The sequence below is a fragment of the Streptomyces sp. F63 genome, from assembly GCF_018070345.1.
Taxonomy (GTDB): Bacteria; Actinomycetota; Actinomycetes; order Streptomycetales; family Streptomycetaceae; genus Streptomyces.
Genome location: NZ_JAGPXX010000006.1, coordinates 166,471 through 191,883, shown reverse-complemented (window position 1 = coordinate 191,883; position 25,413 = coordinate 166,471). Strand labels below are relative to the sequence as shown.

Genomic DNA, 25,413 nt, shown 5'->3' with positions numbered 1-25,413 from the left:
CGGCACCACGGAAGCGTGCCCCCGCCACCGCGCGCCGGACAAGGACGCCGTCCCCCTCCCGGGTGCAGGCGGGAGCCGTCCGGGGAGCACCGGCGGGGGGCTCGCACATCTGACCGCCGGGGCCCTCCCCGCTTCGCGCCGTGTGCCCCCGGGTAGCCTCCGGCCCTCCGCACCGGCCCCGCGGCGGCCGGTCCCCCGTCAGTCCGCCCCACCGCACCGGGAGTACGCCGTGCCGACCCAGCACCGGGACTTCACCCTGGTCGACTTCCCCGGACGCCGGCTCACCGTCGGCTCACCGGACCACACCGCGCGCGAACAGCCGCCGCACGAGGTCGAGATCGGCCCCTACCGGCTGGCCGACCGCTGTGTCAGCGCCGGGGACTTCCACGCCTTCCTCCGCGACGCGCCGCACCGGGCGGACCATCTGCTGATCGACTGCCTCGACCCGTGCTTCGTCGTCCACCGCGCGGACGGATTCGCGCTCCGGCCCGGCTGCGCCCGGTATCCCATGATCCAGATCAGCTACCGGGGCGCGGCCGCCTATTGCGACTGGCTCTCGCGCACCGAGGGGCTCCGCCCGGTCTACGGTGGTCCGTCCCGCACGGGCACCGCCGACCGGGACGGCTACCGGCTGCCGACCGAGGCCGAGTGGGAGGCGGCCTGCCGGGAAGGGCACCCGGCCAGCACCGCCCCGGACCCGGACGACTGCAACTCCGGCGCCGCCGGCCCGCGGTGCCGCCGGCTGCGGGCGGGCGAGCACGCGGCCGGCGCCTTCCTCCCGGGCCGGCCCGCGCCCGTCCCGGTGGCCTCCCTGCCGCCGGACGCCGCCGGTCTGTTCGAGATGCTGGGCAACGTCCGCGAGTGGTGCCACGACCGGTACGGCCCCTACGGGCCCGGACCGCTCCGCGACCCCCGGGGCGCACCGCGAGGCGCCTTCCGCGTGGTGCGGGGCGGCTCGTTCGCCGATCCGCCGGAGGCGTGCGCCCCCGCGCGGCGCATGGCGGCCCACGAGGACACCCGGTGCGAGGTCTACGGCTTCCGGGTGGCCCGGTCCCGATGACCCGCTCCCCCGCCGCCGGCGCCCCCGGCCCCGCCGCCGGTCTGCCGGTCTTCGCCGAGGTGCCGGGCGGGCGGCTGCCGGTGCCCTTCCCCGGCGGCGCGGGAGCGGGGCACACGGAGGGCTTCGGGCTCACCGTGGTTCCCGTGACGGCGGGCCAGTACTGGCGCTCTCTGACCGACCGGGGACTCCGCGCCGCGCCGGCTCCCCGCCTCCACGGCTTCCCCGCGGAGCCCGGCACGGGCCTGCGGCGCACCCCGGCGGGCGCCGTCGTCCCCGACGGCGACCCGGACCTGCCGGCGACCTGGGTGACCTGGCACGGCGCCCGGGCCTACTGCGCCTGGCTCGGCGCGCGGTCCGGGCGGTTCTGCCGGCTCCCGTCCGCCGCGGAGTGGCAGTACGCCGCGGCCGGGCCGGACGGGCTGCGGTGGGCGCTCGGCGACGCCTTCGACCGGGCCGTGTACGCGCCGCCGGCGTCCGGTCCCCGGCCCGCCGGGGCGACGGCGGCCAACGGCTTCGGGCTGCGCGACATGACCGGCAACGTCTTCGAGTGGTGCGCGGACGCCCTGCCGGCTCCCGGCTTCCCGGACGGGACCGTGCCCGGCTCGCGCGTGGTCAAAGGCGGGGCCTACACGGTGCGCAACCCGGAGAGCTTCGAGAACGCGGCGGTCTTCACCGCGGACGAGCTGAGCACCGTGCCGTACATCGGTTTCCGGGTGCTGTGCGAGGCCGCCGGACCCGGGCCGGAGAAGCGCCGCAGAGGCGCGGGAGGCGCGCACGACTGCGGGCGCGCTCGGCCGTTCGCGTGAACATGCCCCGGTTTCTCCCGCGGTGACCGTCGCGCCTCCTAGCATCGGCGATGTCCGGTGCGGCAGGCGGGCCGTACGGTCCGCCACCGCAGACGCCGCGCGAGCCCGGGGGGTTCCATGGTCGCCACCGAACGGACACCGGCGACGGTGTCCGCCACGCTCCGGGATCTCCTGGAGCGCCATCTGCCCCGGATGCGGGGCATTCCGCGGGACGCCGACCCGGCGGCGGTCTCCCTGCCGGATCTCGGCCTCGACTCGATGTCGGCCATCGAACTGGTCCTCGCGGTGGAGGAGGCCTTCGGCGCGCGATTCCCCGAGGAACTGCTCGTGCGGGAGACCTTCGCGAGCCCGGCGGCCCTGGAGACCGCCGTGCTCTCCATGGTGCTGCGGCCGTGAGCGCGCACCGCTCCCCCGCCGCGCGGGTGCCCGCCGTCCCGGACCCCGCCTCCCCGGCGGACGCCTCTCCTCCGGGCGGCGCCCCTCCTCCGGGGGTCGCCGGGCCGGAGCAGGACTCCCCCGCACACCGGGGCCTCCCGGCCTTCGACGAGTTCATCCGCCCCCTGTCCGGCGGCACCGGCGCACCGCCGTCCGGCGCGACCGCGCTGGGCAGCGTCCCCGTCGGCGACTTCGCCGTGCTGGCCTGGCTCGACGACGTCCAGGCGTGCCACGGGCTCGGTCCGGAGGCGGAGGCGGAGCTCCTCGCCCGCTGGGACAGCGCGACGCTCCATGACGTCTACGCCCTGCTCCGGCCGGACGCCGGCACCGGGGGGCGGGCCTCATGACTGCCGTCGCCGGGCCGGAACTGAGCGCCGTGCGGCGGCTGTTCGACGCGGAGATCGGCCGCGGTCTGGAGACGGGGGTCCAGCTCTCCGTCTCCCACCGGGGAGTCGCCGCGGAGCTCGCGGTCGGCGGCAACGGCTCCGGTGACCCGATGACCGGTGACACCTGCGTCCCCTGGACCTGTTCCGCCAAGCCACTGGGCGCCGTCGCCTTCGCGATCGCCTGGGAGGCCGGCGCCCTCGATCTCGACACCCGCGTCGCGGAGGTGCTGCCGGAGTTCGCCGGGGAGGGCAGGGAGGAGGTGCGGGTCCGCGATCTGCTGACACACACCACCGGAGTACCCGACCCGGTGTGGTCGGCCGATCCCGGTGACGCGGCGTCGGCGTCCTGGGAGGAGGTGGACGCGCTGATCTGGGCGGTGATCTGCTCGGCGGCGCCCCGGGTCCCGCCCGGCACGGCGATGATCTACAACCCGGTGGCCAACTGGTTCGTCCTGGACCGGATCCTCAACGCCCTCGACGGCGGGCCGCCGGGCAACAGCCACCGGTCGCTGTGCCGGCGGCTCGGTCTCTCCGCGACCCTGGGCCGCCCGGAGGTCCCCGCCCAACGGCAGGTCACGGTCACCGCCGCCGAGGACCAGCGGACGGGGCTGGAGCGGATGAGGCTGGCCGGAGCCCTGCCCCTCCCCGGTGTCGGGGTGTGGGGCCCCATGCGGGATCTCCGCACCGTCGGGGAACTGCTGCTGGCCAAGGGGCGGCACCACGGCGTTCCCGTCATCGGGCCGGCCGGCGCGGAGGCGCTGACCTCCACGCACTGGCCCGGCTCCGCCCACCGCTCCGTCTGCGACACCGACTTCCCGTACGGGCTCGGCGTCATGACCCTGCCCTCGCTCTTCGGACGCCGCTGCTCGGCCCGGACCTTCGGCCACGCCGGCGGCAACACCTCCGTCCTGCTGGTGGATCCGCTCTTCGACCTCGTGGCCGCCGTCTACTGGAACGGCCGGCTGGACGATGTGAAGACCTTCGCCCGGCGCTACGCACTGGTCCGCGCCCTCTACGACGATCTGGGCATACCCCGGCTGCCGGTCTCCGCCGGGGCGTCCCCCGGCCCGGGCGGTGCGCGGTGACGGCGGGCCGGCTGCCCGGGCCGGGCCCGCTGGGCCATGTCCGTTATCTCAGGGGCCTGCTGGGCGCGCCCTACGGCGCCCTGCTCGAACTGCGCCGCCGCTACGGGCCGGTGTGCGCCTTCGGCTTCGGCAGCCGCCGCTACGTGCTGCTGTTCGGCGCCGAGGCCAACCGGCTGCTGCTCAGCGACTCTCCCCGGAACCCCAGGTTCCTCTCCCGTGACGTGCTCAGCCTGCTCATCCCGGTGGTCGGCTCCTGCGCCATGGTCGTCAGCGACGGGGAGGAGCACCGGCGGCGGCGCTCCCTGGTCCAGCCGGCCTTCGCGCAGCGGCGGATCCGCGGCTGTCTCCCCGTCATGCTGGAGGAGATCCACCGCATGATCGGAGGGTGGCGGCCGGGACAGACCGTCGACGCCTTCACCGAGGCGCGCTCCTGCATCCGCCGGATCGCCGTCCGTTCGCTCTTCGGGGACCGGCTGGAGGCGCACACCGACGTGATCGGCCGCGATCTGGAGCGGGCCCTGCGGTACATCAACCGGTCGCCGTTCCTCCGCTTCGACCACGCCCTTCCGGGGACCGCCTTCCGGCGGGCGATGGCGGCCCGCGGCCGGGTCGACCGCCTCGTCCGCGCGGAGATCGCCCGGCGGCGGGCCGAGCCGGAGGACCGGGGCGACGTGCTCGACGCGCTGCTCGCCTCCTGCGACCACACCGGCGACCAGCTCTCCGACCCGGAGGTGCGGGACCAGGTCATCAGCCTCATCGCGTCCGGCTACGACTCCAGCAGCTCCGCGGCCGGCTGGGCCGTCCACGCCCTCCTCACGCGTCCGGAGGTGCACGCCCGGGTGCGGGCGGAGGTGGCGTCCGTCGCCGGGGACGCCCCCCTCACCGCCGGTCACCTCGACGCGATGCGCTACCTCGGCTGGACCGTCTCGGAGATCCTGCGGCTCTACACACCGGGGGTCCTCACCGGGCGTACCGCCGTGGAGAGCTTCACCTTCGCGGGCCACGTGGTGGACCGGGGCTCCCTGGTGCTCTACTCCCCGTATGTGACGCACCGCCTGCCGGAGTTGTGGCCGGATCCGCTGGCTTTCCGCCCGGAGCGGTGGGACGCCTCCGCACCCGGCTACCGCGAGCCGGTCCCCTACAGCTTCGTGCCGTTCGGCGGCGGCTACCGGCGGTGCATCGGCTTCGCCTTCGCCGAGCTGGAACTCCGGGCCCTGCTCGCGGAAACCGTGCGCCGAACGGAGCTGTCCCCCGCCGGAGGGCCGGTCCGGCCGACCGGGGTGGCGACGATGTGGCCCCGGGGCGGTGTGCCCGTCGCGGTGCACGGGGTGCGGGGACTGCCGGCGGGCTGAGGCCCTGTGTCGCGGGCGCCGCCGGCCGGGCAGGATGGACCCCGGCGCACGCACCAGGCACATCCTTCACCCCCACCGCCCCCACGAGGAGCCTGTACGTGTTGAGAAGAAGCGCGCTGACGGCCGCGCTCGCGGCCCTGCTGTCACTGTCGTCCGCCACTCCGGCGGCCCCCGCGGCCGGGGCGCACGGCCCCGGGAAGGGCCTCGGCCACCACCGCCCCGCCGGGAGCACCTGCGCACGGGAGAGCGTCCCGCTGCTGTTCTGCGAGGACTTCGAGTCCCGGCGGCCCGGTTCCGCCGGCGGCGGCCGCTGGACGGCCGACACGGAGCGCGGCACCCTCACCGTGAAGCCCCACCCACCCGGCGGCCCCGGCGGGCGGTATCTGCGGATCCGTACCGAGGGCAACGGCCGGGCCTTCCTGGTGGCCGGCGGCCTCAGGCCGCCCGGCAACAGCTTCTGGGGCCGGGCCCGGCTGCGCGTCGCGGCCTTCCCCACCGCCCCCGACTGGGCGCACTGGACGATGGTGGAGGCGACCGGCCGCGGCCCCGGCCTCATCCGCCCGCTCGGTGGCCAGTACGTCCCCCCGGCCGGCCGGAATCTGTGGGGCGTCGGCTCGGACGGCGGCCCGACCGGCGACTGGACGGCCTGGCGGGAGTCGGCCCCGGCCCGCGCCGGGACCTGGATCTGCGCGGAATGGCGGATGGACGCCTCGGACAACCGCATCGAGGTGTGGTTCGACGGCGAGGCGCAGCCGGACCTCACCGTCGACACCCGGCATCACGACGGCGCCGACGTGGACTTCGTCTTCCCGGAGTTCGACACGGTGAAGTTCGGCTGGCAGCTCTACCAGGGGAACCCGGCGCCGTCCCGCTATGACGTGGGCTTGGACGACCTGGCTCTCAGCACGGAGCGCGTCGGCTGCGGCGGCTGACCGGAGGGCACCGGCCCCACCCGGGCACCGTTCGTGCCACCGCCACCGCCACCGCCGCCGCTCCGGCCCGTGGTGGCACGGGCGCTCCGCCGTGGACGCCGGGTGCCCCCGCGGGGGGCGCCAATTCACCTCAGCGGGCGCCGTTCAATGGATCTGGCGGCGGACCAGTTCGTGGAAGAGGCCGGTGGTGTCGGCGAGCAGCTCGGCCGGGCGGCCCTGCTGCACGACACGGCCCTCCGCCAGGACGACGACACGGTCGGCGTCCATGACGGTGGAGAGCCGGTGGGCGATGACGACGCGGGTGGCGTTGAGTTCGCGGGTGCTCTCCGTGACGATGCGCTGCGTCTCGTTGTCGAGTGCGCTGGTCGCCTCGTCGAAGAAGAGGATCCTCGGCCGGCGGATCAGCGCCTGGGCGATCATCAGCCGCTGCCGCTGCCCGCCGGAGACGGTGCCGCCGCCGTCGGAGAGCACGGTGTGCATGCCCATCGGCATCCGCTGGATGTCCTCGGCCAGCCCGGCGAGGCGGGCGGCCTCCCACGCCTCCTCCAGGGAGAAGTTCTCGGCGCCGCGGATGCAGTCGAGGATCGATCCGGAGAAGGGCTGCGCGTTCTGCAGCACGACACCGCACTGGCGGCGGACGGCGGCCTGGTCGAGGGCGGCCAGGTCCTGCCCGTCGTAGAGCACCTCGCCGGAGGCGGGCCGGTCGAAGCCGATGAGCAGGCGGAGCAGGGTGGACTTGCCGCAGCCGCTGGCGCCCACGACGGCGACGAACTCGCCCGGTGCCACCCGGAAGGAGACGTCGTCCAGGACGAGCGGCCCGTCCTCGGTGTAGCGGAAGGAGAGCTGCCGGGCCTCCAGGGCGCCGGAGAGTTCCCCGGGCCGGGTGGAGCCGCCGCGGACCTCCGGCAGTTCCCGGAATACCGGCCGGACCTGTTCGAACATCGGCAGGACGGCGGCGGCTGAGATGAGCGCGCCGGTGAGCTGGGTGACCGAGCTGAGCAGCATCGTCACGGCGGTGTTGAAGGTGAGGAAACCGCTCGGCGAGAGGGAGCCGCGGGCCGGACCGGCGAGCAGCATGAACATGATGAGGGTGCAGAGCGGCAGGTAGACCGCGTTGAGGACGGTGATGAGGTTCTTGATCCGGCCGACGCGCTGCTGGAGTTCGCGGCTGCGGGCGAACTCGCGGGCCCAGGCGGCGTAGGCGAAGCTCTCGGCGGCGGCGACGCGCAGCTTGGGGAGCCCGCGCAGCGTCTGGAACGCCTGGTTGTTGAGCTTGTTGCCGAGCACGACCAGCCGCCGCTGCCAGCGCAGTTGCCACAGTCCGAGGCCGAGGAAGAGCGCGGCGATGACGAGGAGCATGGCGACGGCCACCACCGCCAGCTTGACGCTGAACAGCAGCAGCAGCACGAGGTTGACGGCACCGACCGTGCCGGCTTGGACGAGCACGGAGCTGATCCCGGACAGCACCCGGCGGATGGAGCTGATGCCCATCGCGGCGCTCGCCAGCTCGCCCGTGGAGCGCTGGGCGAAGAACCGGGTCGGCAGGCGCAACAGCCGGTCCCAGACGGCGGGTTGCAGGGTGGCCTCGACGCGGCCCTCCATGCGGAGAATGGCGGTGTTCTGCAGCAGCATGAACACGGCGGCGACCACCGCGGTGACGATCAGCGCCAGGGAGACCTGGACGATCAGGCCGTTCTCGGCGGCCGGGACGTAGACCCCGAGGACCTGCCCGGTGGCGAGGGGCACCAGCGCGCCCAGGCCGACGGCGACGAGGCCGCCCAGTGCCAGATGGCGCAGGTCGGAGCGGGTTCCGCGGAGGCTGAACAGCAGCAGCCGCCAGGCGGGCAGGGGCTCGTCGGGCAGCGGCCGGTAGAACATCACGGCGCGTTCGTCGAACTCGGCCGCGTTGTCCCTGCCGACGCGCCACCGTTCGCCGCTCACGGCGTCCACGGCCTCGTAGCGGCCGCGGCGCCACAGCAGCGCCACCGGTTCGCCGTCGCCGGACCGGTAGCCGACCAGCGGGCCGGAGTTGTCGCGCCACCAGCTGCCGGTGAGACGGACGTCGCGAGTGCGGAAACCGGAGCTGAGCGCGATGCGCTCGACGGGGTCGAGTCTGCCGCCGGACGCGCCGCCGGTGTCGGGGTCGGTCACGGGGATGCGGGCCGCGGCGGCGACCCTGCGGCAGACGGCGAGGGCGGCGTCCGCCGTGCCGGCGTCCGCGCCGGACGGGGCGCCGCGGCGGCGCGGCCGGCCGATGGAGTTCAGCAGGGCCTGGTCGGCGCGTTCCCGTTCGGCCTCGCCGGCCTGGATGCCGGCGGCGGTGCGGTCCTCGTGGGCGCGTTCCAGCCGTTCGATCCAGCGGTCGAGGGCGGACAGCAGCCGGGTCTGCTGGTTGACCATGTCCTGCCACAGCGCGCCGTCGATGAGGAGGTCGGCGGCGGTGTCGGCGCCGTAGGCGGAGCCGTACTGGACGCTGCCGGGGGCCATGGACATCCACAGGATGTTCTCGTCGCCGGTCCCGGCCGCGTCGTGCGCGGCGCCCGCCCCGGGGCCGTCGTCGGGCGCGTCCTCGTCGGACGGCTGCGCGGTCAGCGGCTGGCCGTCGAAGGGCGCCTCGAAGAGGACGCGCAGGCTGCGGCCGTAGCCGCGGGCGAAGGCGTCGTCCAGGGGGCTGAGGACCGGCTCGTGCGCGGGGTGCGTCCACGGGGTGCCGTACGGGTCGTACGGGCCGCCGTCCTGCCACCCGCCGTACGGATCCGGGTACGGCTCGCCGTACCCGCCGTCGTACGGCGCGCCGTAGGGGTCGTGCGGCCCGTACTGCTCGCCGGGGTGGCCGTACTGGCCGTATCCGCCGTAGGGGCTGTAGGGGCCGCTGCCGCCGCCCTGCCCGGACCGCCCGTCATACGGTTCGTGCGTCCCGTGGCCGTCCGGCCCGGGGCGGTGGAGTTCGCGGAGCTGGATGCGGCGCAGCACGCACTCCTGGAGCGGCCGGCCGACGAGGGTGTGCCGGGGGCCGCCGGCGGGTCCGAGCAGCAGCGTGCCGGTCTCCAGGCGGCCGAGGAAGTGCCAGTGGCCCTGTCGGCCGGCGTCGACGGCGAAGAGGTCCATGGCTCCGGCCGTGACCAGCCACAGCACCTGCGGGCCTTCGAGGTCGAGGCTGCGGGCGGCGGTGCGGTCGACGGGAGTGCCGAGACCGCCCAGGGCGGCGACGACCACATCGGCGGGGGACGCCGCGGCCGCCGGGCCGGCTCCGGGTGTCCCGGCGACGGTCCCGTAGCCGTCGTGGGTCCCGTAGCCGTCGTGGGTGTCGTTGCCGTCGTGGGTGTCGTTGCCGTCGTAGGTGTCGCCGGACGGGTACGCGCCGTGTGCACCGGTCTCATAGCCGCCGGCTCCGGCCGGGCCGGGGCCGAGGGCCGGGAGGGCGCCCGTGGCGGTGAGGGCGGAGCCGTCGGACGGCGGGTGGGCGGATGACATGTCAGTGCTCCCTGACCAGTGCGGCGTACGCCCCGCCGGCGGCGGCCAGTTCCTCGTGCCGGCCGCGTTCCACGACGGTGCCGCGGTCGAGGACGACGATCTCGTCGCTGTCCCGCACGGTGCTCAGCCGGTGCGCGATGACGACGCAGGCGCAGCCGCGCCGCCGCAGGTTGTCGATGATGACCTGTTCGGTCTCGGCGTCGAGGGCGCTGGTCACCTCGTCGAGGACGAGGACGCTGGGGCGGCGGACGAGCGCGCGGGCGATCTCCAGCCGCTGCCGCTGCCCGCCGGAGAAGTTGCGGCCGTCCTGTTCGACGCGGCTGTGGATGCCGCCGGGGCGGCGGGCGACGATGTCGTACACCGCGGCGTCCTTGAGCGCCGCGACGACGGCCTCCTCCGGGATGGAGGGGTCCCAGAGCGCCACGTTGTCGCGGACGGTTCCCTCGAAGAGGAAGACGTCCTGGTCGACGAAGGAGACGGAGGCGGACAGCGCGCTGCGCGGGATCTCGTCCAGCCGCTGCCCGTCGATGCGGATGACGCCCTCCCAGGGCTGGTAGAGGCCGGAGATCAGCCGGGAGACGGTGGACTTGCCGCTGCCGGAGCCGCCCACGAGGGCGACCTGGCGGCCGGGCCCGACCTCCAGGGAGAAGCCGCTGAGCAGCGGCTTGTCGAGCGGGCTGTAGCCGAAGGTGACGTTCTCCAGGGTGACGTGGCCGCGGAGCCGCTTGGTGCTGGCGGGCGGTTCGCGCCGGGTGTAGAGGGAGTCCGCGGGAAAGCTCTCGACGTCCTTGAGCCGGGCCACGTCGGCCGTGAAGTCCTGGAGCCGGCCGGCGACGCCGTTGAGCCGGGTCAGGGGCGCGGTGAAATTGGTGACCAGGGCCTGGAAGGCGACGAGCAGGCCGATGGAGACGGCGCCCTCCACGGCCCGCTGCCCGCCGATGAGGAGGATCAGGGCGCTGTTGAGGGTGGCGAGGGTGGGGGCGACGACGGCCAGGAAGGCGCTGGGCACGCCGAGCCGCTGCTGGGTGTCGAGGGTGGTGGCGTGCTGCCCGGCCCAGCGGCGGAACCAGCCGCTCTCGCCGCCGGTGGCCTTCATGGTCTCGATCAGCTGGAGGCCGCTGTACGAGGTGTTGGTGAGCCGGGCGCTGTCGGCGCGCAGCTTCTGGGTGCCGACGGAGCGCAGATGCATCACGACGCGCAGGGCGACCACGTTGAGCAGGGCGATGCCGATGCCGACGACCGTGAGCTGCGGATCGTAGCTCCACAGCAGCACGGCGTAGAGCACCACGACGACGACGTCGACCCCGGCGGCGGCGAGGTCCCGGGCCAGGGTCTCGGCGACGGTGTCGTTGGACTGCAGCCGCTGGACGAGGTCGGCCGGGTTGCGCTGGGAGTAGAAGGTGACCGGCAGCCGGAGGAGGTGGCGCAGGAAGCGGGCGCTGCTGAGGGTGGAGGAGATGATGCGCCCGCGCAGCAGGTTGGCCTGCTGCAGTCCGGTGAGGACGGCGGTGAGGACCACCATCGTGCCCATGGCGGCGAAGAGGACGCCGAGCAGCGAGGTCTGGTCCCCGAAAAGGAACATGTCGATATAGGTACGGCTGAGGGCGGGGACGGCGGCTCCGACGAGGACGAGCAGGAAGCTGGCGACCAGCGCGGCCAGCAGGGTGCCGCTGGTACCGCGGAGCCGTACCGGCATGGCGCCGAGGACGCCCGGCCTGCGCCCGCCGCGGCGGAAGCCCGCACCGGGTTCGAAGACGAGGACGACGCCGGTGAAGCTGGTGTCGAAGTCCTCCGGGGAGACATAACGGCGGCCGCGGGCGGGGTCGTTGATGCGGATCATGCGGCGGCCGAAGCGGCGCACCGTCCCCTCGTAGACCACGTAGTGATTGAACTCCCAGAAGAGGATGGCCGGGGCCCGCACCTCGGCGAGGGCGGCGGGCTCCATCTGCATGCCCTTGGCCGTGAGGCCGTAACTCCGTGCGGCCTTGAGGAGATTGCTGGCGCGGGAGCCGTCGCGGGAGACGCCGCAGGCGATGCGGAGCTCCTCCAGCGGGACGTGCCTGCCGTGGTGGCCGAGCACCATGGCCAGGGAGGCGGCGCCGCACTCCACGGCTTCCATCTGCAGGACGACGGGGCTGCGGACGCTCTTCGGCGCGCGCGTCCGCCGCTGCTTCCGCCCGCCGCCCCGGGGCTGCCTGCGGTCTCCCCTGCCGCGGCCCCGGCCCGGCGGTGGTTCGCGGCGGGCGCGGTCCGCGCGGCGCCGGCCGTGCCCCGGGGGCTGCGCCCGGGGGGCGGCGGTCCCCCCGGAGGACCGGGGAGCCGGGGCCGCGGGCTCGGCGGGCGCGGGATCCCCGGCCGGCACGGGATCCGCGGCGGGCACGGGATCCGCGGCGGGAGCGGGTGTTCCGGCGGGCGGAGCGGCCAGGGGCCCGGCGGGGGCCGCGGGTTCGGTCGTGGGGCCCGTCACGGGGCCGGTCTCGTACGGGGTGTTCACGGCAGCAGCCAGTCGATGGGGCGTTCGGGGTCGAGGTGGATGGCCCCGCTCACCGGGGTGGTGGACTCGATCCGGAACGGCGGGCCGTCCTTCCGCGACCAGGCGTAGCCCGACGGGGTCCCGGCGGACCGTTCCAGCTCGACGAGGACGGCCACGGCCGGGCCGTCGGCGGAGAACCGCTCGGCCAGTTCGGCGCTGCCGAGGAAGCCCGCGATGCGCTGCGCGGTCTGCGGCACCCGGCCGACGGTCTTGACACGCCCCTTCAGCACGCCGAACTGCTGGGCGGGCGCGGACTGGACGGTGAGGTCGACGCGGGCGCCCACCGGCACGGGCGAGCCCTTGCCGCCGGGGACGTACAGCATGGCCACCAGCGGCTCACCGGGGTCCTTGACGCGTTCGACGGTGGCCACCTGGGCGCCGGGGGTGATGACCGAGCCGGTCTCGGCGACGAGCGCGGTGACCCGGCCGGCCTCCAGGGTGCGGATGGCGCGGGTGCCCCGGTCCGTGGTGACGGACAGCACGGGCGCCTTGGCGGGCAGACGGTCGCCCTCGCGGGCGAGGACCTCGGTGACCTGCCCGGCGAAGGGGCTCTGCAGGACGTAGCTGCCCTGGGCCCGGGTGAGGACCCCGGGTGATTCCAGCCGGGACGACACGGAACCGGTCACGGCCCAGAACGCCGCCCCCGCCATCACGACGAGCGTGACCACCAGCACGAGCAGGCCCTGCGGCCGTGCGAAACGCACCGGGATGTCGAGCTCTTCGGGCGACTGCAGCTTGGACAGCGCCTTCTGGCGGAACTGCACGGTCTCCATCCCTCGCCTGCGAAGATGTCGGGCGCGCCGACGCGGTGGCGCATGACCGTAACATGGCCGCCGACCTGCGGTGACGGCAGCCGGCGACCACCCGGCCGACGGCATGCATGGGCCCCGGAAGGGGAATTCCGGGGCCCATGGTCAGCCCTTTCCGGTCTCAGCCAAACCGGGGGGCCGTACAACACTCCGGCCGTTCAGGGCCGGACAGCGGACGTCCGGATCAGAGACCCGCGACGAGGCCGGTGACCTGGCCGGTGGGCAGGCCGGTGACGTCCTGCACGAGACCCAGGCCCTCGGAGAGCGGGGCGACGGAGTCGACGGCGCCCAGAACCGGGGCGACGTTGACGCCGATGCCGCCGGACACGGTGTCCAGGTCGGCGTCGTCGATCTCGCGGGTCTCGACCTGGGGGGTGAAGTCGTTGCGCACTTGGGCTTCCCTTCAATTTCTGCTGGGTGTTTCTGCATCACACCGGCCGGTTCAAGGGGGACGAAAACCGGCCGGTTGAGGGGGCGTCAGCTGCCCCTTTACCCGGGAACCATTTTTCAACAGCTTCCGCGTACCGCCAGATGAAAGCACGTCACGCGGCCGGCGGGCCACCGCGGCAGGGGGCCCGCCGGGCCGGCCCGGCGGGCGGCGCCGCAGGCCGGGCACGGGATGGTGACGGCTCCTTCACACGATCCACTGCCCGGCCACCCGGGCCGGCCGCCCCGGCGGGAACAAACCGGACCGAACGCCTCCGGCTCTTGCACCGATTCGGCGAAAAGCGGCTCCACACTCCGTCCTGTGCCGCTTCTGCGAAAACGGTGTGCAGGACCGGCCGAATGCGACATGCTCCGACACGAGAACCCGCGGGGAAAGAACCGGAGCGCCGGCTTTCTGCGTCGCGCCGCCCGTATCGGATATGCCCGGTCCCTCTCCCCTTTCGCCGTAGGCGCCGTTCCGGCCGTTCGCCGGTTGAGCGCCACCTTTCCGGTACGCGCGACGCGGCGCGCCGGTGCCGCTTCCCCGGGGCGGGGGCGGGGGCGGGCGGACGAGAAGGGACCAGGCGCGCGGAGGCACGGGCGGCGCGGAACGACGGGCCGGCGCGAAAGGGCCTCCCCCGGGCGGGGGCCGGGGACGGCGGGGCCCGGCCGGCTCCCGGCCGGCTCCCGGCCGCGCCCGTACTCGTATCCGTACCCGTGCCCGTTCCCGTACCGCCGTCAGTGCCTCAGGCCACCGCCGAGGTTCATCACCAAGACCCCGGCGATCACCAGCCCGACGCCGATCAGTGTCGTGGCGCGGGCCTCCTCACCGAAGAGCACGACGCCGCCGGCGAACGCCCCCACCGTTCCCACCCCGGACCAGATCGCGTACACCGGGCCCACGTTGAGGGTCTTGAGCGCCTGGGCGAGGAGCACGAAGGCGAGCAGATACCCGGCGACCACCACGGCCGAGGGGCCGAGCCGGCTGAAGCCGTTCGAGGCGCGCAGCGCCAGGGTGGCGACCACCTCGGAGACGATCGCAGCCGCAACCAGCAGCGCCGCACCCATGACGATTCCTCCTCCGTGGCAGACCCGCTCCGACGTGCACAGTAACGCGCGGGGCGGCCGGGGTCCGGCCGGGCCCGGGCGGCGGGGCCCCGGTGCGGCACCCCGGACGTGGCGTACGGGCCGGGCGTCCGGCGGCGCCGGCCTCGGGGGCGGTCCGCGGGCGTGCCTGCGGCCGGCGGGGGACCCGCGCGCCGGGCCCCCGCGGCGGGAACCCCCGGCGGGGGGATCCCGGACGCCGGGGCCCGGTCCGGCGCCCCGCCGCCCTCCGCTACCGGGTGCGGTAGGCGTCGAGGATCGTCTGGGTCAGCTCGTGGCCGTCGCCGCCGGTGACCTCCGCCCTGAGGGAGACGCCCGTCCCGGGCTCGTCCGGGTTGCGGACCCGGACCGCACCGCCGCGGACGGGGAGCTCCTCCCAGGTGCGGCCGCCGTCGGAGGAGACGTGGACGGCGAGCGTCCCGGCACCGTCCCCGGCGGCGGAGCCCTGCACCGTCACCGGGACCTCCGTGACGGCACCGGCGGGCGCGGTCGAGTCGGGAGCCAGCCGGGGGGTGAAGCGGACCGCCGAGGCCGGCAGCCGCAGCCGCTCCTCCCCCGCACCCGCCGCCCCGGAGGTGAAGGTCCAGGAGGAGGTGACCCGGCGGGAGACGGCGGCGGCGCCGCTGCGGGCGACGGTGGTGACGAGCCGGTAGTCCGCCTTCTCCGGGGGCAGGGTGAACGCGGAGCGGTCGAGGACGTCCCCGGTGGCGGCGTAGGGCTCGCCGTTCCGGTAGAGCGTCGTGGAGGCGCCGTCGTACAGGCTCTCCCCGCGGTGCCCCGCGCCGTCGGCCAGCGGGTTGATCCGGCCGGTGAGCGTGTTCCCCTGCCGGAAGAGGCCGTCCTCGCCGCCGCCGTCCTCGCCGCCGCCGTCCTCGCCTTCGATCAGGGGGCCGAAGACCCCCGTGTTGTAGGTGTGCTCGTACCGTTCACCCGCCGTGTACGCGGCCCGTCGCGGACCGGCGTAGACCGCTTCCCGCTCCTCGCCGCGCATCTGCTCGAAACGGTGCGACCAGCGCACGCCCTCGGTGTTGAGGAACTGCGTGAAGGTGCCGGGGACGTCCCGGAGGTGGGCCACCGTCCAGCCGCCGCCCAGGTCGCCGGTGTGCGGCTCGGTGATCACCGCGCCCTGCCGCCCGGCGGCCGCGGCACCCTGATGGATCGTCAGCTCGGCGAGCTCCTCCGGCGCGACGTCCTTGCGGAGGCCGGTGAAGAGGCCGCCCTCCCGTCCGTACGCGACCCGGTACTCGGTGCCGGGGCCGCTGCGGAAGCTGCCGACCGTCTTGGCGTGCAGCTGCCCGTCCGGCAGTTCGGGGCCGGCGTGCCGGGTGCGGAACCCCAGCGGCAGCGGCGGCCGCACCAGCCAGACGCTGCCGACGGTGCGGCCGTCGACGGTGGCGTCGAACGACATGGCGGTGTCGGCCGGCTCCGCCTCCGGGTCGGGCACGGTGATCTCGACCGGCTCGGCCTTCCGGGCGTCGAAGGTGAGGGTGGTGTCCCCGGTGAGGTCCAGCCGCGGCCGGAGCTGCCAGTCCAGTCCGGCCGCGTCGCCGTCGCCGCCGCCGTCACCGTCGCCGCCGGTGAGGACGATCTGATGGCTCAGGAGGTAGCTGCCCTCCGGCAGCCGGAGGGTGGCGGTGCCGCCGGTGCCCGTGGCGCCGGTGAAGCCGCCGCGCTCGTAGTCGTGGACGATGACGGCCCAGTCGGCGGGGGCCGCGCCGTCCCGGCCGATGGTCCGCACCGTGAGGTCGTACGATTCCCGCTCGCGGGTCACGGCGCCGACCGTGCGGACGGACTGGCCGCCGCCGCTCGCCGTGACCGCCACCTCGAACTCCCCGTAGCGGTCCCCGCCGGGCCGGGTGTCGGCGGTCAGCCCGGTGGAGACGGTGCCGCCCGCGGGGACGGTGACCCGCTCGGCGTCCAGGGCGAACATGCCCTCGGGCGCCGCCTCCCCGTCCGGGCCCGTGGCCTCCACGGAGAGGGTGAGAGTGAGTTCCTCCTCCCCCAGATTCCGGTGCACGAGGTCCCGGGTGACCGGTTCGTCGTCGGCGTGCGGCCAGCGCGGCGCGCCGAAGCCGAGGGAGGACGAGCCGGCGACGAGGGTCTGCCCGGCGGCCCGGCCCGCGTCCACCCGGCCGGCGCCCTCCTCGAAGACGCTCCGGCCGTCCCCCGGCGCGGCCGATCCGGTCAGCGCCGCCTTGATCCGCTCACCGCTCCAGTCCGGGTGCCGCTCCGCCAGCAGGGCCGCGGCGCCCGCGGCGTGCGGAGCCGCCATCGACGTCCCGGACAGCGATCCGTAGCCGTCGGCGACCGGCCCGGCCTCCCCCGCCAGCACGCTGCCCTCGGCGAGCGCGGCCCCGATCCCCACGCCCGGGGCGGTCAGATCGGGCTTCAGCCCGCCGTCCCCGGCGCGCGGCCCGACGGAGGAGAAGCCCGCGAGCCGGTCCTCCCGGTCGACGGCACCGACGGTGAGCGCGGCCTCCGCGCTGCCCGGGGAACCGACGGAGCCCGGACGCGGCCCGGCGTTGCCCGCGGCGGCCACGAACAGGGCGCCGCTCCGGGCCGACAGCCGGTTCACGGCCTCCTCCATCGGGCCCACCCCGGGGGCGTCCGCCGCGCCGATACTGAGGTTGACGACGTCGGCGCCCCGGGCGACGGCCCACTCCATGCCCGCGATCACGCCGGACTCGCTGCCGCTGTTGTCGTCCCCGATGACCTTGGCGTTCAGCAGTCGCGCGGCGGGCGCCACACCGCGGTACGCGCCGCCGGACGCGGCACCCGTACCCGCGGCGATGGACGCCACGTGGGTGCCGTGCCCGTAGCGGTCGGTGGTGCCGGGGGACGCGGAGAAGTTCTTCGCCGCGGCGACCTTGGCACCGGCCAGATCGGGATGGGTGGTGTCGATGCCGGAGTCCAGGACGGCGATGGTGACGCCCTCGCCGTCCAGTCCCGCCTCCCAGGCCGCGGGGGCACCGATCTGCCGGACGCTCCGGTCGAGCCCGACCCGGACCGGCCCGTCGAGCCAGACGGAGGCCACCCCGGGCGCGGCGGTCCGCCGCCCGCCCCCGGCGGAGGGGCGGGTGAGCGCGGCCCAGGCCGCCGCGGTGTCCCCGGGCGCGGTGGCCGCGGCGTCGGCGCCGATGCTGCGCAGCGGGCGGACACCGGCGTCCCCGGCGGCGGCGCGCAGCCGGCGCCCGGCGGCCGGGCCGTCCTGTTCCCGGCCCGCCGCCGCACGGCCGTCACGCTCCGGCGCGTTCCCGGCGTTCCCGGCGTTCCCGGACTTCTCGTCGTAGCGGACGATGAACGGGAGCGCGTCGCCGTGCAGGGCGCGGAAGGCGGGCCGGCTCAGCTCCGTGACGTCGAACAGTCTGCGGTCCACCGTGCCGTCGAGGACGAGCCCGGTCGCGTCCTGCGGGATCACCAGAGTGTGGCCGTCGCCGGCGCGCAGCGCCTGGACGGGGATGCGCTCGCGGCCGGGGGCGGGGAGGACGGCGGTGACGCGGCCGGCGCCGTCCACACGGACCCGGTCACCGGTGAGGAGCGTGACGAGCGGCCCTCCGGCGTCCCCGGCCCCGGCCCCGGCGCCCGCGTGGGGGCCGGGAGCGGCAGCGGGGGCCGCCGCGGCCGGTGAGGCGGTGGCAGACGCCGCGGTGGCCGGCGGGGCCGCGGCCGGGAGCAGTGCGGCGGTGACGGCCGCGGCCGTCGCGGCGAGAGCTCTCTGGGCGCGGATGGGCACGGGGATCCCCCTGCTCGCCTCGGACGGGCCCCGGACGGGGGCCCCGGAAGAGAGGGCCCGGCCGGAGCCGGCCGGACGCGGGACCTCGCGCGTCACCGGCGGACGGCTCGGCCACCGGCGTGTCCCCGGGCCCTGCGCGCCTCAGTATCCGCGGCGCGGACGGGCGCGGACAACGGACGGAAACCGGCCACCGCCGGGCCCGGGGGGGAAGGGGACCACGACATGCCGGCGGAACCGGAAGGAGCTGGGGAAGCGGGCATGGAGAAACCGCAACGCCCTTGTGGGGCGGTGCGGTTGAGGCGGAACGGTGACTGTCTTCGGGCGGACCGGCGGCTCTCACGGGCCCGCGCCGGGCGGTCACGGCCGTCCGGCGGCGCCGTGGCGCCCGGGCAGCCGTCGTACTGTCCCCCGGGCTCGGGCCGGTGCCGCCCTGCTCCGGCTGCTCCCGCCGCGGTCCCTCTGTTCCCTGCTCCTGTTGTTCCTCCCCCGCGCCCCGGAACCGTGCCGTGGCCCGTCGTCCCGCCGGTGCCCTCGTGGGGACGGGACGGACCGGCGCGCCGGCCGTGACACGGCACGCGCGCCGCGGTGGCCGCGCCGGCTCAGCGCCGTTCGAGCGGCGGCTGATAGGCCGGGATGGGCGGCGCCGGGCGGGTCTGCAGACCGAAGAGCGAGCCCGCGGAGACGACGAGTTCACCGGCGGAGCCGATGGCGGTCTCGGCGGGGACGTTCATCCGGCGCAACGCCCCGGAGAGGGCGTCCTCGACGAGCGCGAGCCGCACGTTGAGCGCGCCGGGTCCGCCGCGGGCGCGGCCCGACAGGTCCGTCAGCACCTCCTGGGCGCTGTTCTGCAGGTCGGCCATGGTCTGCCAGCCACCCGGCTGGCGGGCGGGGGCCTGACCCTGCGCGGCCGGTGCGCCGAGGGTCTGGGGCAGGCGGACGGCGAGATCCGCGTACCACTCGGAGAGCACACCGGACATCTCCGAGCGCAGTCCGTCGAGGAAGACCAGGAGGACGGCCGCCCCCATGTTCGTGCTGACGGGCGGATGGGCCGCGGGGCCACCGCCGTTCGGGCCTCCGTTGGACTGAACCCCCAGGTACGAACGGAGGACGACGGGCACGTCCTCCTGCTGCTGCTGGGGCCGGAGCGGCACCAGTATGTCCCGGACGGGGGTGATCCCTCGAGCGGCCCGCTCCGCCGCTGCCTGGCAGGCGTAATCAGTGGGCACGGGGCACACCACTCCTCTCCACTGGCCATTTCGGCAGTGGTTTCACATGTTTGGCTTGAATGATCGAGGTCGTACCGTACCCCCATTCGAGTGCTTCGGGGAGGTCTTCGGAGAAGTGGAATTTCACGCATCGGAGGCGTACGGTCGCAGAGCGGGGTGCGGCAGAGCCCCAACTCCCTTTCACCGCTGGACATACCGCCCGGTAGGCGGATAGCGGAGGTACCGGCGGAAATCCGGACGGGGCGGGGGCGGGAATCGGCCGCGCATCCGCCGCCGCCCCCGGAGGGCACGGCAACGCCCCCGGAGGGCACGGCAACGCCCCCTGGCCCCGGCGCCGGCGGCGGGCCGGGAAAAGCTCCGCCGCACAGCCGCCGCACGGCCGCCGCACGGCCCTCCCCGTCCGCGCCGGGGACCGGGCGCAGCGGGGCCCCCGGCCACGGCGTGCCGGCGTTCGAGCACCACGCCGAACTGCCGCGGAGCGACCTCGCCGGCGGCACGGCGACCGTCCTCGTCGTGGACTTCGCCGGTCTCACCAGCCCGGCACGGCACGACACCCCGCTGTCCGGGGTGGACCTCGACCTGCACCGGTCCGCGACCGTGCCGCTGCTGCCCGCCTTCGAGTACGCGGTCGTGGTCCTCGAAGGGGAACGGGCCGTCCACGGACGGCCGCTGCCCCCGGGCAGGCTCGGCTACCTCGGCCGCGGCCGCGGTGAACTCCGCCTCGACGTAAGGGAACCGGCCCGCGCGCTCCTCCTGGGCGGGGAGCCCTTCGAGGAACCCCTCGTCATGTGGTGGAACTTCGTCGGCCGGACCCGCGCCGAGATCGACGCCGCCCACGCCTCCTGGGAGCGGCAGGACGACCACTTCGGCCGCGTCCGGTCCGCGCTGCCGCGCATCCCCGCCCGGGCCCCGCACTGGCAGCGGCCGGGCGGAGGCCGGTAGCGACCGGCGCCACCGGACGGCCCGAGTCACTGCCGCAACGGTCCGGGCCGGAGGGAACCGCTGACAGCGCGTTCCCCGCCCGGCACTCACCCCGGGGCAAAGGGGACGGAGTGTCATTGCCGTGGCCTGCCGGGCAGTGGAATGCTGCGGTGCATGACTGCTGCAGCATCTGAGCCCGCCACCGGTGAGCGCCGCGTTTCCGCCCGCATCGGCGCCATATCCGAGTCGGCGACGCTCGCCGTCGACGCCAAGGCGAAAGCTCTCCAGGCCGCCGGGCGTCCGGTGATCGCCTTCGGGGCCGGAGAACCCGACTTCCCCACCCCCGGCTACATCGTTGAAGCGGCCGCGCAGGCGTGCCGGGACACCGCCAACCACCGTTACACGCCCGCCGCCGGCCTGCCCGCGCTCAAGGCCGCGATCGTGGCCAAGACCCGGCGCGACTCGGGCTATGAGGCGGAGCCGGCCCAGGTGCTGGTGACCAACGGCGGCAAGCAGGCCATCTACGGCGGGTTCGCGGCCATCCTCGACCCGGGCGACGAGGTCATCGTCCCGGCGCCCTACTGGACGACGTATCCGGAGTCCATCCGGCTCGCGGGCGGTGTACCGGTCGACGTGGTGGCCGACGAGACCACCGGCTACAAGGTCACGGTGGAGCAGCTGGAGGCGGCACGCACCGAGCGCACCCGCGCGGTGGTCTTCGTCTCCCCCTCCAACCCCACCGGCGCGGTCCACTCCCGCGCCGAGGTCGAGGCCGTCGGCCGCTGGGCCGTCGAGCACGGCCTGTGGGTCATGACGGACGAGATCTACGAGCACCTGGTCTACGGCGACGCCGAGTTCCACTCGCTGCCGGTGGTGGTCCCCGAGGTGCGCGACCGCTGCCTGGTGGTCAACGGCCTCGCCAAGACCTACGCCATGACCGGCTGGCGCGTGGGCTGGCTGATCGGCCCGCGGGACGTGGTGAAGGCCGCCGCCAACCACCAGTCCCACGCGACGTCGAACGTCAACAACGTCGCCCAGGCCGCCGCGGTCACCGCGCTGGAGGGTGACCTGTCCGCGGTCGCCGCGATGCGCGAGGCGTTCGACCGCCGCCGCCGGACCATCGTGGCGATGCTCAACGACATCGACGGTGTCGTCTGCCCCGAACCCGAGGGCGCCTTCTACGCCTACCCCTCGGTCAAGGGCCTGCTCGGCAAGGAGATCCGCGGCAGGCGCCCGGCCACCAGCGCCGAGCTCGCCGGACTCGTGCTGGACGAGGCCGAGGTCGCGGTCGTCCCCGGCGAAGCCTTCGGAACCCCCGGGTACCTCCGCCTGTCCTACGCCCTCGGCGACGAGGACCTGGCCGAGGGGGTCTCCCGTCTCCAGAAGCTCTTCGCGGAGGCGCGCGACTGAGCGTCCCCCGCGGCCGGGGCCCGGCAGCGCGCGGGACCGGGCCGGCCTGCCCAGGGAACTGGTCTTCGACCGGCTCGGCTTCCATGTGATGGGCGAGCACGGCGCCCGCACGGAGACACGGCTCGCACGCCGTTTCTGAGAGCCTTGGCGGCTCCCGGCATTGCGCGTCGCGCTTCGGTGTCCGCATCGGCCGGCGGGCTCCTTGGTGTCGAGGTGGTACCGCACAGGTCCAGGGCGTGCCCGCCCCGGCCGCGACGGGGCGCCCGGCACCCCGCGCAGCCCGTCCCGCGCGGCCACCCGGGCCGGGCGTCAGCGATGTGGCGCCCGGCCCGGACCGAGGTCCGTCACTTCGACATGATGAAGTCCAGAGCGAAGCCGGAGGCCGTCGTCCAGTAGGTGACGAGTTGACCGTCGTCCGCGTACAGCTTGCCGACGGGCAGCGGAACGTCGACCGGCCCGCCCGCCTTGCTGCCGGGCTTGCTGCCGTGGAGGGTGAGGGTGATGGCGGTCGCCTCGTACTCGTCCATGCCGCCGCCGGCGACGAGCAGAGCGGCATGCGCCTCCTCACCCGGAGCGATGGTCACGGGCTTCCCCGGGTCCGGGTTGCTGTCCTCGATCACGGAGGTCGTGCGCTGGGCGTCGCCGATCATCACGTGGGGATAGTTGTAGACGTTGCACTTCTTGTCGCCGGCGTTCTGGACGGTGATGAGGAGGTGCCTGGCGTCCTTGCTGTTCGCGGGCTCCTTCGTGGCGGAGACCGCGAGATCGTCCGTGGTGCAGGCGGCGACGGTGCCGCTGCCGCCGTTCGCGCCCTTGCCGCCGTCGTTGTCGTCGCTTCCGCCGGTGTCGCCCGAACCACCGCCCGTCTTCGCGGGACTCGACGCGTCCGGCTTCGCCGAAGCCGCCGCGCTCGGCTCGTCCGAGGGCTTGGCGTCATCCGACGCCTTGGGTGCGCCGGCCTGGCATCCCGTGGACGCGAGCAGCGCGGCGACCGCCGCGGCCCCGAGGAGGCAGGGCTTCCAGCCTCCAGGGCTCTTGCGGTTCTTGCGGGCAGCACTATTCATGGTGTTCCCCCGTGTGGTCTGGCATACGTCTGCGCTCGACTCTCGATCGCGGGTCGATTCTGCACCGGAAAACGTCCTCAACAGGGAGCGCGCGTAAGGTTGTTACTGGTCAGACACAAAGAAAGGACGGTTCCGGCACAAGATCGCGGAGGTACCCGGCCGAACTGTCCGATGATCAGCCGGAGTTCCCGGTGTGCCACGTGGGTGGGGGTTGTCCGCACCGGTCAGGGGTGAATTCTCCCTGTCGACCACGGATGCGGTCTACCAGCCCACGGGCTGGCTGTTCCTCGCCCTGGAGCGGCCGCCGCTGCTGGAAGCGCTGCAGGAGGCCGCGCTCGCCGCGCTGGAGCGGCACCTCGACCGCGCCTCCTTCGACCGCGACAAGGACATCTCCCGGTTCACCGACGACGAGCGGGCGAGCTACGAGCGCTACGGCTACCGGTACACCGGCGCCGCCTACGCCCCGCATGTGACGCTGGGCCGCACGGAGGAGAACACCGCCCTGGAACTGGCCGGCAGCGCGCGGGACCGGGCCGGTCTGCCCAGGGAACTGGTCTTCGACCGGCTCAGCTTCTATGTGATGGGCGAGCACGGCGCCCACGCGGAGACTCTGCTGGAGCACCGTTTCTGAGAGCCTTGCGGGCTCTCGGCCTTCCGGGTGTTTCAACCCGGCAGGCCCGTGGCGGTGTCACCAGAGGCGCGCGTTGCGCTTCGGTGTCCGCATCGGCCGATGCGCTTGCGTGTGTTCGCCGGGTGACCCGGCCCGGCCGCCCGTGCGTCCACCGTCGTGGTCGTCGCCCGGGCGCTGAATGAACACACGTACGGTTACGGCGCCTTGACGGGGTGCGGGGGCGAACGGCGGCCCATATGCCCGAGTTGCCAGCGGATACGCACCATTCACCAGCGCCGGTCGACGTACTGAGCGTCAGCGTACGCACACAGGAGGTGGCCGATGAGGGCCGAGGTGGCCTACGAGAGCAGGGACGACGACGCCGGGGAAGCGGCAGCCGGGGAAGCGAGCACGGCGGTGTGTGCCGAGCCGGGACCGTCGGACAGCATGCGCACGTTCGGGGCGGTCGTCCAGGCCCTGCGGGAGCACGCCCGCCTGAGCCGCGCGGGGCTGACCTCTCACGCGAACGGCGGCCGCCCGGTGCCGGACGGGTCCGGCACCGGGCGGGCGCGGTGCACCGGGCGGGCGCGGTGTCAGCCGTCGAGCGAGGTCATCACGTGCTTGATGCGCGTGTAGTCCTCGAAGCCGTACGCCGACAGGTCCTTGCCGTAGCCGGACTTCTTGTAGCCGCCGTGCGGCATCTCGGCGACCAGCGGGATGTGCGTGTTGATCCAGACGGTGCCGAAGTCGAGGTTCTTCGACATCCGCATGGCCCGCCCGTGGTCCTTCGTCCACACCGAGGAGGCCAGCGCGTACTCGACACCGTTCGCGTACTCCAGCGCCTGCGCCTCGTCGGTGAACGACTGGACGGTGATGACCGGGCCGAAGACCTCGTTCTGGATGATCTCGTCGTCCTGCTTCAGGCCGGAGACGACGGTCGGGGCGTAGAAGAAGCCCTTCTCCCCGACCCGGTGGCCGCCCGTCTCGATGGTGGCGTGCGCGGGGAGGCGCTCGATGAAACCGGTCACCTGCTGCAGCTGGTTGGGGTTGTTCAGCGGCCCGTAGAGCACGTCCTCGTCGTCCGGGGCGCCGGTCCTGGTGTCCGCGGCGGCCCGGGCGAGGGCGGCGACGAACGCGTCGTGGACGCCCTCCTGTACGAGCACGCGGGTGGCGGCGGTGCAGTCCTGCCCGGCGTTGAAGAAGCCCGCCGCCGCGATGCCCTCGACCGCCTGGGCGATGTCGGCGTCCTCGAAGACCACGACCGGGGCCTTGCCGCCGAGTTCCAGGTGCACGCGCTTGACGTCCCTGGACGCCGACTCGGCGACCGACATCCCCGCGCGGACCGAACCGGTGATGGAGACCATCGCCGGGACGGGGTGCTCGACCATCGCCCGGCCGGTGTCGCGGTCGCCGCAGATGACGTTGAAGACGCCCGCGGGCAGGATCCCGCCGAGGATCTCCGCGATCAGGACGGTGGAGGCGGGCGTGGTGTCGGAGGGCTTCAGCACGACCGTGTTGCCCGCGGCGAGCGCGGGGGCGAACTTCCACACGGCCATCATCATCGGGTAGTTCCACGGCGCGACCTGCGCGCAGACGCCGACCGGCTCGCGGCGGATCATCGAGGTCATGCCCTCCATGTACTCGCCGGCCGACCGGCCTTCGAGCATGCGCGCCGCGCCCGCGAAGAAGCGGATCTGGTCGACCATCGGGGGGATTTCCTCGGACCGTGTCAGGCCGGCCGGCTTGCCGGTGTTCTCCACCTCCGCGGCGATCAGTTCCTCGGCCCGCTCCTCGAACGCGTCCGCGATCCTCAGGAGGTACCGCTGCCGCTCGGCGGGGGTGCGGTCGCGCCAGGCCGGGAAGGCCGCCGCGGCAGCGGCCATCGCCGCGTCGACGTCCGCCGGCCCGGACAGCGGCGCGGTGGCGTACGCCTCGCCGGTCACGGGGTTGACCACCGGGGTGGTCCGTCCGTCGGCGGCATCCCGGTACTCATTGCCGATGTGGTTGCGCAGGGTGCGGAGGGTGGTCATCGTGTGTCTCCTCGGGG

Annotated in this window: 19 protein-coding genes; 10 read left to right on the top strand and 9 right to left on the bottom strand. The window is 74.7% G+C overall.

The window, feature by feature from the left end:
- Positions 1–229 precede the first annotated feature (229 nt).
- The 7 genes from KBZ10_RS09375 (at position 230) to KBZ10_RS09345 (ending at position 6,056) form a co-directional block, all read left to right on the top strand.
- Positions 230–1,060 (top strand): formylglycine-generating enzyme family protein, encoded by an 831-nt coding sequence (locus KBZ10_RS09375; RefSeq protein ID WP_210987044.1) that lies wholly within the window; start codon positions 230–232, stop codon positions 1,058–1,060.
- A complete protein-coding gene (locus KBZ10_RS09370) occupies positions 1,057–1,866 on the top strand; it encodes an SUMF1/EgtB/PvdO family nonheme iron enzyme (protein WP_210987043.1) in 810 nt (269 codons plus the stop codon). Before KBZ10_RS09375 ends, KBZ10_RS09370 begins: the two co-directional genes overlap by 4 nt.
- A 117-nt stretch (positions 1,867–1,983) precedes the next feature.
- Positions 1,984–2,262, top strand: a complete 279-nt coding sequence (locus KBZ10_RS09365; protein ID WP_247702066.1) for a phosphopantetheine-binding protein — start codon at positions 1,984–1,986, stop codon at positions 2,260–2,262.
- The gene (locus KBZ10_RS09360) at positions 2,259–2,648 is read left to right on the top strand and encodes a hypothetical protein (RefSeq protein WP_210987042.1); all 390 of its coding nucleotides are present in this window, start codon (positions 2,259–2,261) and stop codon (positions 2,646–2,648) included. The genes KBZ10_RS09365 and KBZ10_RS09360 overlap by 4 nt, the downstream gene beginning before the upstream one ends.
- Entirely contained in the window at positions 2,645–3,772 is a 1,128-nt protein-coding gene (locus KBZ10_RS09355) for a serine hydrolase (RefSeq protein ID WP_210987041.1), read from the top strand. The genes KBZ10_RS09360 and KBZ10_RS09355 overlap by 4 nt, the downstream gene beginning before the upstream one ends.
- Positions 3,769–5,124, top strand: a complete 1,356-nt coding sequence (locus KBZ10_RS09350; RefSeq protein WP_210987040.1) for a cytochrome P450 — start codon at positions 3,769–3,771, stop codon at positions 5,122–5,124. Before KBZ10_RS09355 ends, KBZ10_RS09350 begins: the two co-directional genes overlap by 4 nt.
- A gap of 98 nt (positions 5,125–5,222) precedes the next feature.
- Positions 5,223–6,056 carry a hypothetical protein gene (locus KBZ10_RS09345; protein WP_307847307.1) on the top strand — a complete coding sequence of 278 codons (834 nt, stop codon included), beginning with the start codon at positions 5,223–5,225 and terminating at the stop codon, positions 6,054–6,056.
- Between the two features lie 144 nt (positions 6,057–6,200).
- Here the strand turns inward: KBZ10_RS09345 and KBZ10_RS09340 are convergent, their stop codons facing one another.
- The 7 genes from KBZ10_RS09340 to KBZ10_RS09310 all read right to left on the bottom strand — a co-directional run bounded on the left by KBZ10_RS09340 (position 6,201) and on the right by KBZ10_RS09310 (position 19,361).
- Positions 6,201–9,530 carry an NHLP bacteriocin export ABC transporter permease/ATPase subunit gene (locus KBZ10_RS09340; RefSeq protein ID WP_210987039.1) on the bottom strand — a complete coding sequence of 1,110 codons (3,330 nt, stop codon included), beginning with the start codon at positions 9,528–9,530 and terminating at the stop codon, positions 6,201–6,203.
- A 1-nt stretch (position 9,531) separates the two neighbouring features.
- Complete coding sequence (locus tag KBZ10_RS09335) at positions 9,532–11,649, bottom strand: NHLP family bacteriocin export ABC transporter peptidase/permease/ATPase subunit (RefSeq protein ID WP_247702065.1); 2,118 nt, start codon at positions 11,647–11,649, stop codon at positions 9,532–9,534.
- 371 nt (positions 11,650–12,020) lie between these two features.
- Positions 12,021–12,827 carry an HlyD family efflux transporter periplasmic adaptor subunit gene (locus tag KBZ10_RS09330; RefSeq protein ID WP_210987135.1) on the bottom strand — a complete coding sequence of 269 codons (807 nt, stop codon included), beginning with the start codon at positions 12,825–12,827 and terminating at the stop codon, positions 12,021–12,023.
- Between the two features lie 229 nt (positions 12,828–13,056).
- Positions 13,057–13,263 carry a type A2 lantipeptide gene (locus tag KBZ10_RS09325; RefSeq protein WP_210987038.1) on the bottom strand — a complete coding sequence of 69 codons (207 nt, stop codon included), beginning with the start codon at positions 13,261–13,263 and terminating at the stop codon, positions 13,057–13,059.
- Between the two features lie 773 nt (positions 13,264–14,036).
- Positions 14,037–14,366: a multidrug efflux SMR transporter gene (locus KBZ10_RS09320; RefSeq protein ID WP_210987037.1), complete on the bottom strand. Its 330-nt coding sequence runs from the start codon at positions 14,364–14,366 to the stop codon at positions 14,037–14,039.
- A gap of 268 nt (positions 14,367–14,634) precedes the next feature.
- Positions 14,635–18,135 (bottom strand): S8 family serine peptidase, encoded by a 3,501-nt coding sequence (locus KBZ10_RS09315; RefSeq protein ID WP_307847306.1) that lies wholly within the window; start codon positions 18,133–18,135, stop codon positions 14,635–14,637.
- A gap of 599 nt (positions 18,136–18,734) precedes the next feature.
- Positions 18,735–19,361: a hypothetical protein gene (locus KBZ10_RS09310; protein ID WP_210987036.1), complete on the bottom strand. Its 627-nt coding sequence runs from the start codon at positions 19,359–19,361 to the stop codon at positions 18,735–18,737.
- Positions 19,362–19,802: 441 nt separating this feature from the next.
- On the opposite strand from KBZ10_RS09310, the gene KBZ10_RS09305 reads away from it, so the two are divergent.
- Positions 19,803–20,303 (top strand): pirin family protein, encoded by a 501-nt coding sequence (locus KBZ10_RS09305; protein WP_210987035.1) that lies wholly within the window; start codon positions 19,803–19,805, stop codon positions 20,301–20,303.
- A gap of 153 nt (positions 20,304–20,456) precedes the next feature.
- Positions 20,457–21,692 carry a pyridoxal phosphate-dependent aminotransferase gene (locus KBZ10_RS09300; RefSeq protein ID WP_210987034.1) on the top strand — a complete coding sequence of 412 codons (1,236 nt, stop codon included), beginning with the start codon at positions 20,457–20,459 and terminating at the stop codon, positions 21,690–21,692.
- Positions 21,693–22,036: 344 nt separating this feature from the next.
- Here the strand turns inward: KBZ10_RS09300 and KBZ10_RS09295 are convergent, their stop codons facing one another.
- Positions 22,037–22,756, bottom strand: coding sequence for a DUF4232 domain-containing protein (locus KBZ10_RS09295; RefSeq protein WP_210987033.1), 720 nt, complete (start codon positions 22,754–22,756; stop codon positions 22,037–22,039).
- A gap of 193 nt (positions 22,757–22,949) precedes the next feature.
- Here KBZ10_RS09295 and KBZ10_RS09290 point away from each other — a divergent pair, with 193 nt between their 5' ends.
- A complete protein-coding gene (locus KBZ10_RS09290) occupies positions 22,950–23,387 on the top strand; it encodes a hypothetical protein (protein ID WP_210987032.1) in 438 nt (145 codons plus the stop codon).
- 572 nt (positions 23,388–23,959) lie between these two features.
- On the opposite strand, the gene KBZ10_RS09285 is transcribed toward KBZ10_RS09290, so the two are convergent.
- Complete coding sequence (locus KBZ10_RS09285) at positions 23,960–25,396, bottom strand: gamma-aminobutyraldehyde dehydrogenase (protein ID WP_210987031.1); 1,437 nt, start codon at positions 25,394–25,396, stop codon at positions 23,960–23,962.
- Positions 25,397–25,413: the final 17 nt, after the last annotated feature.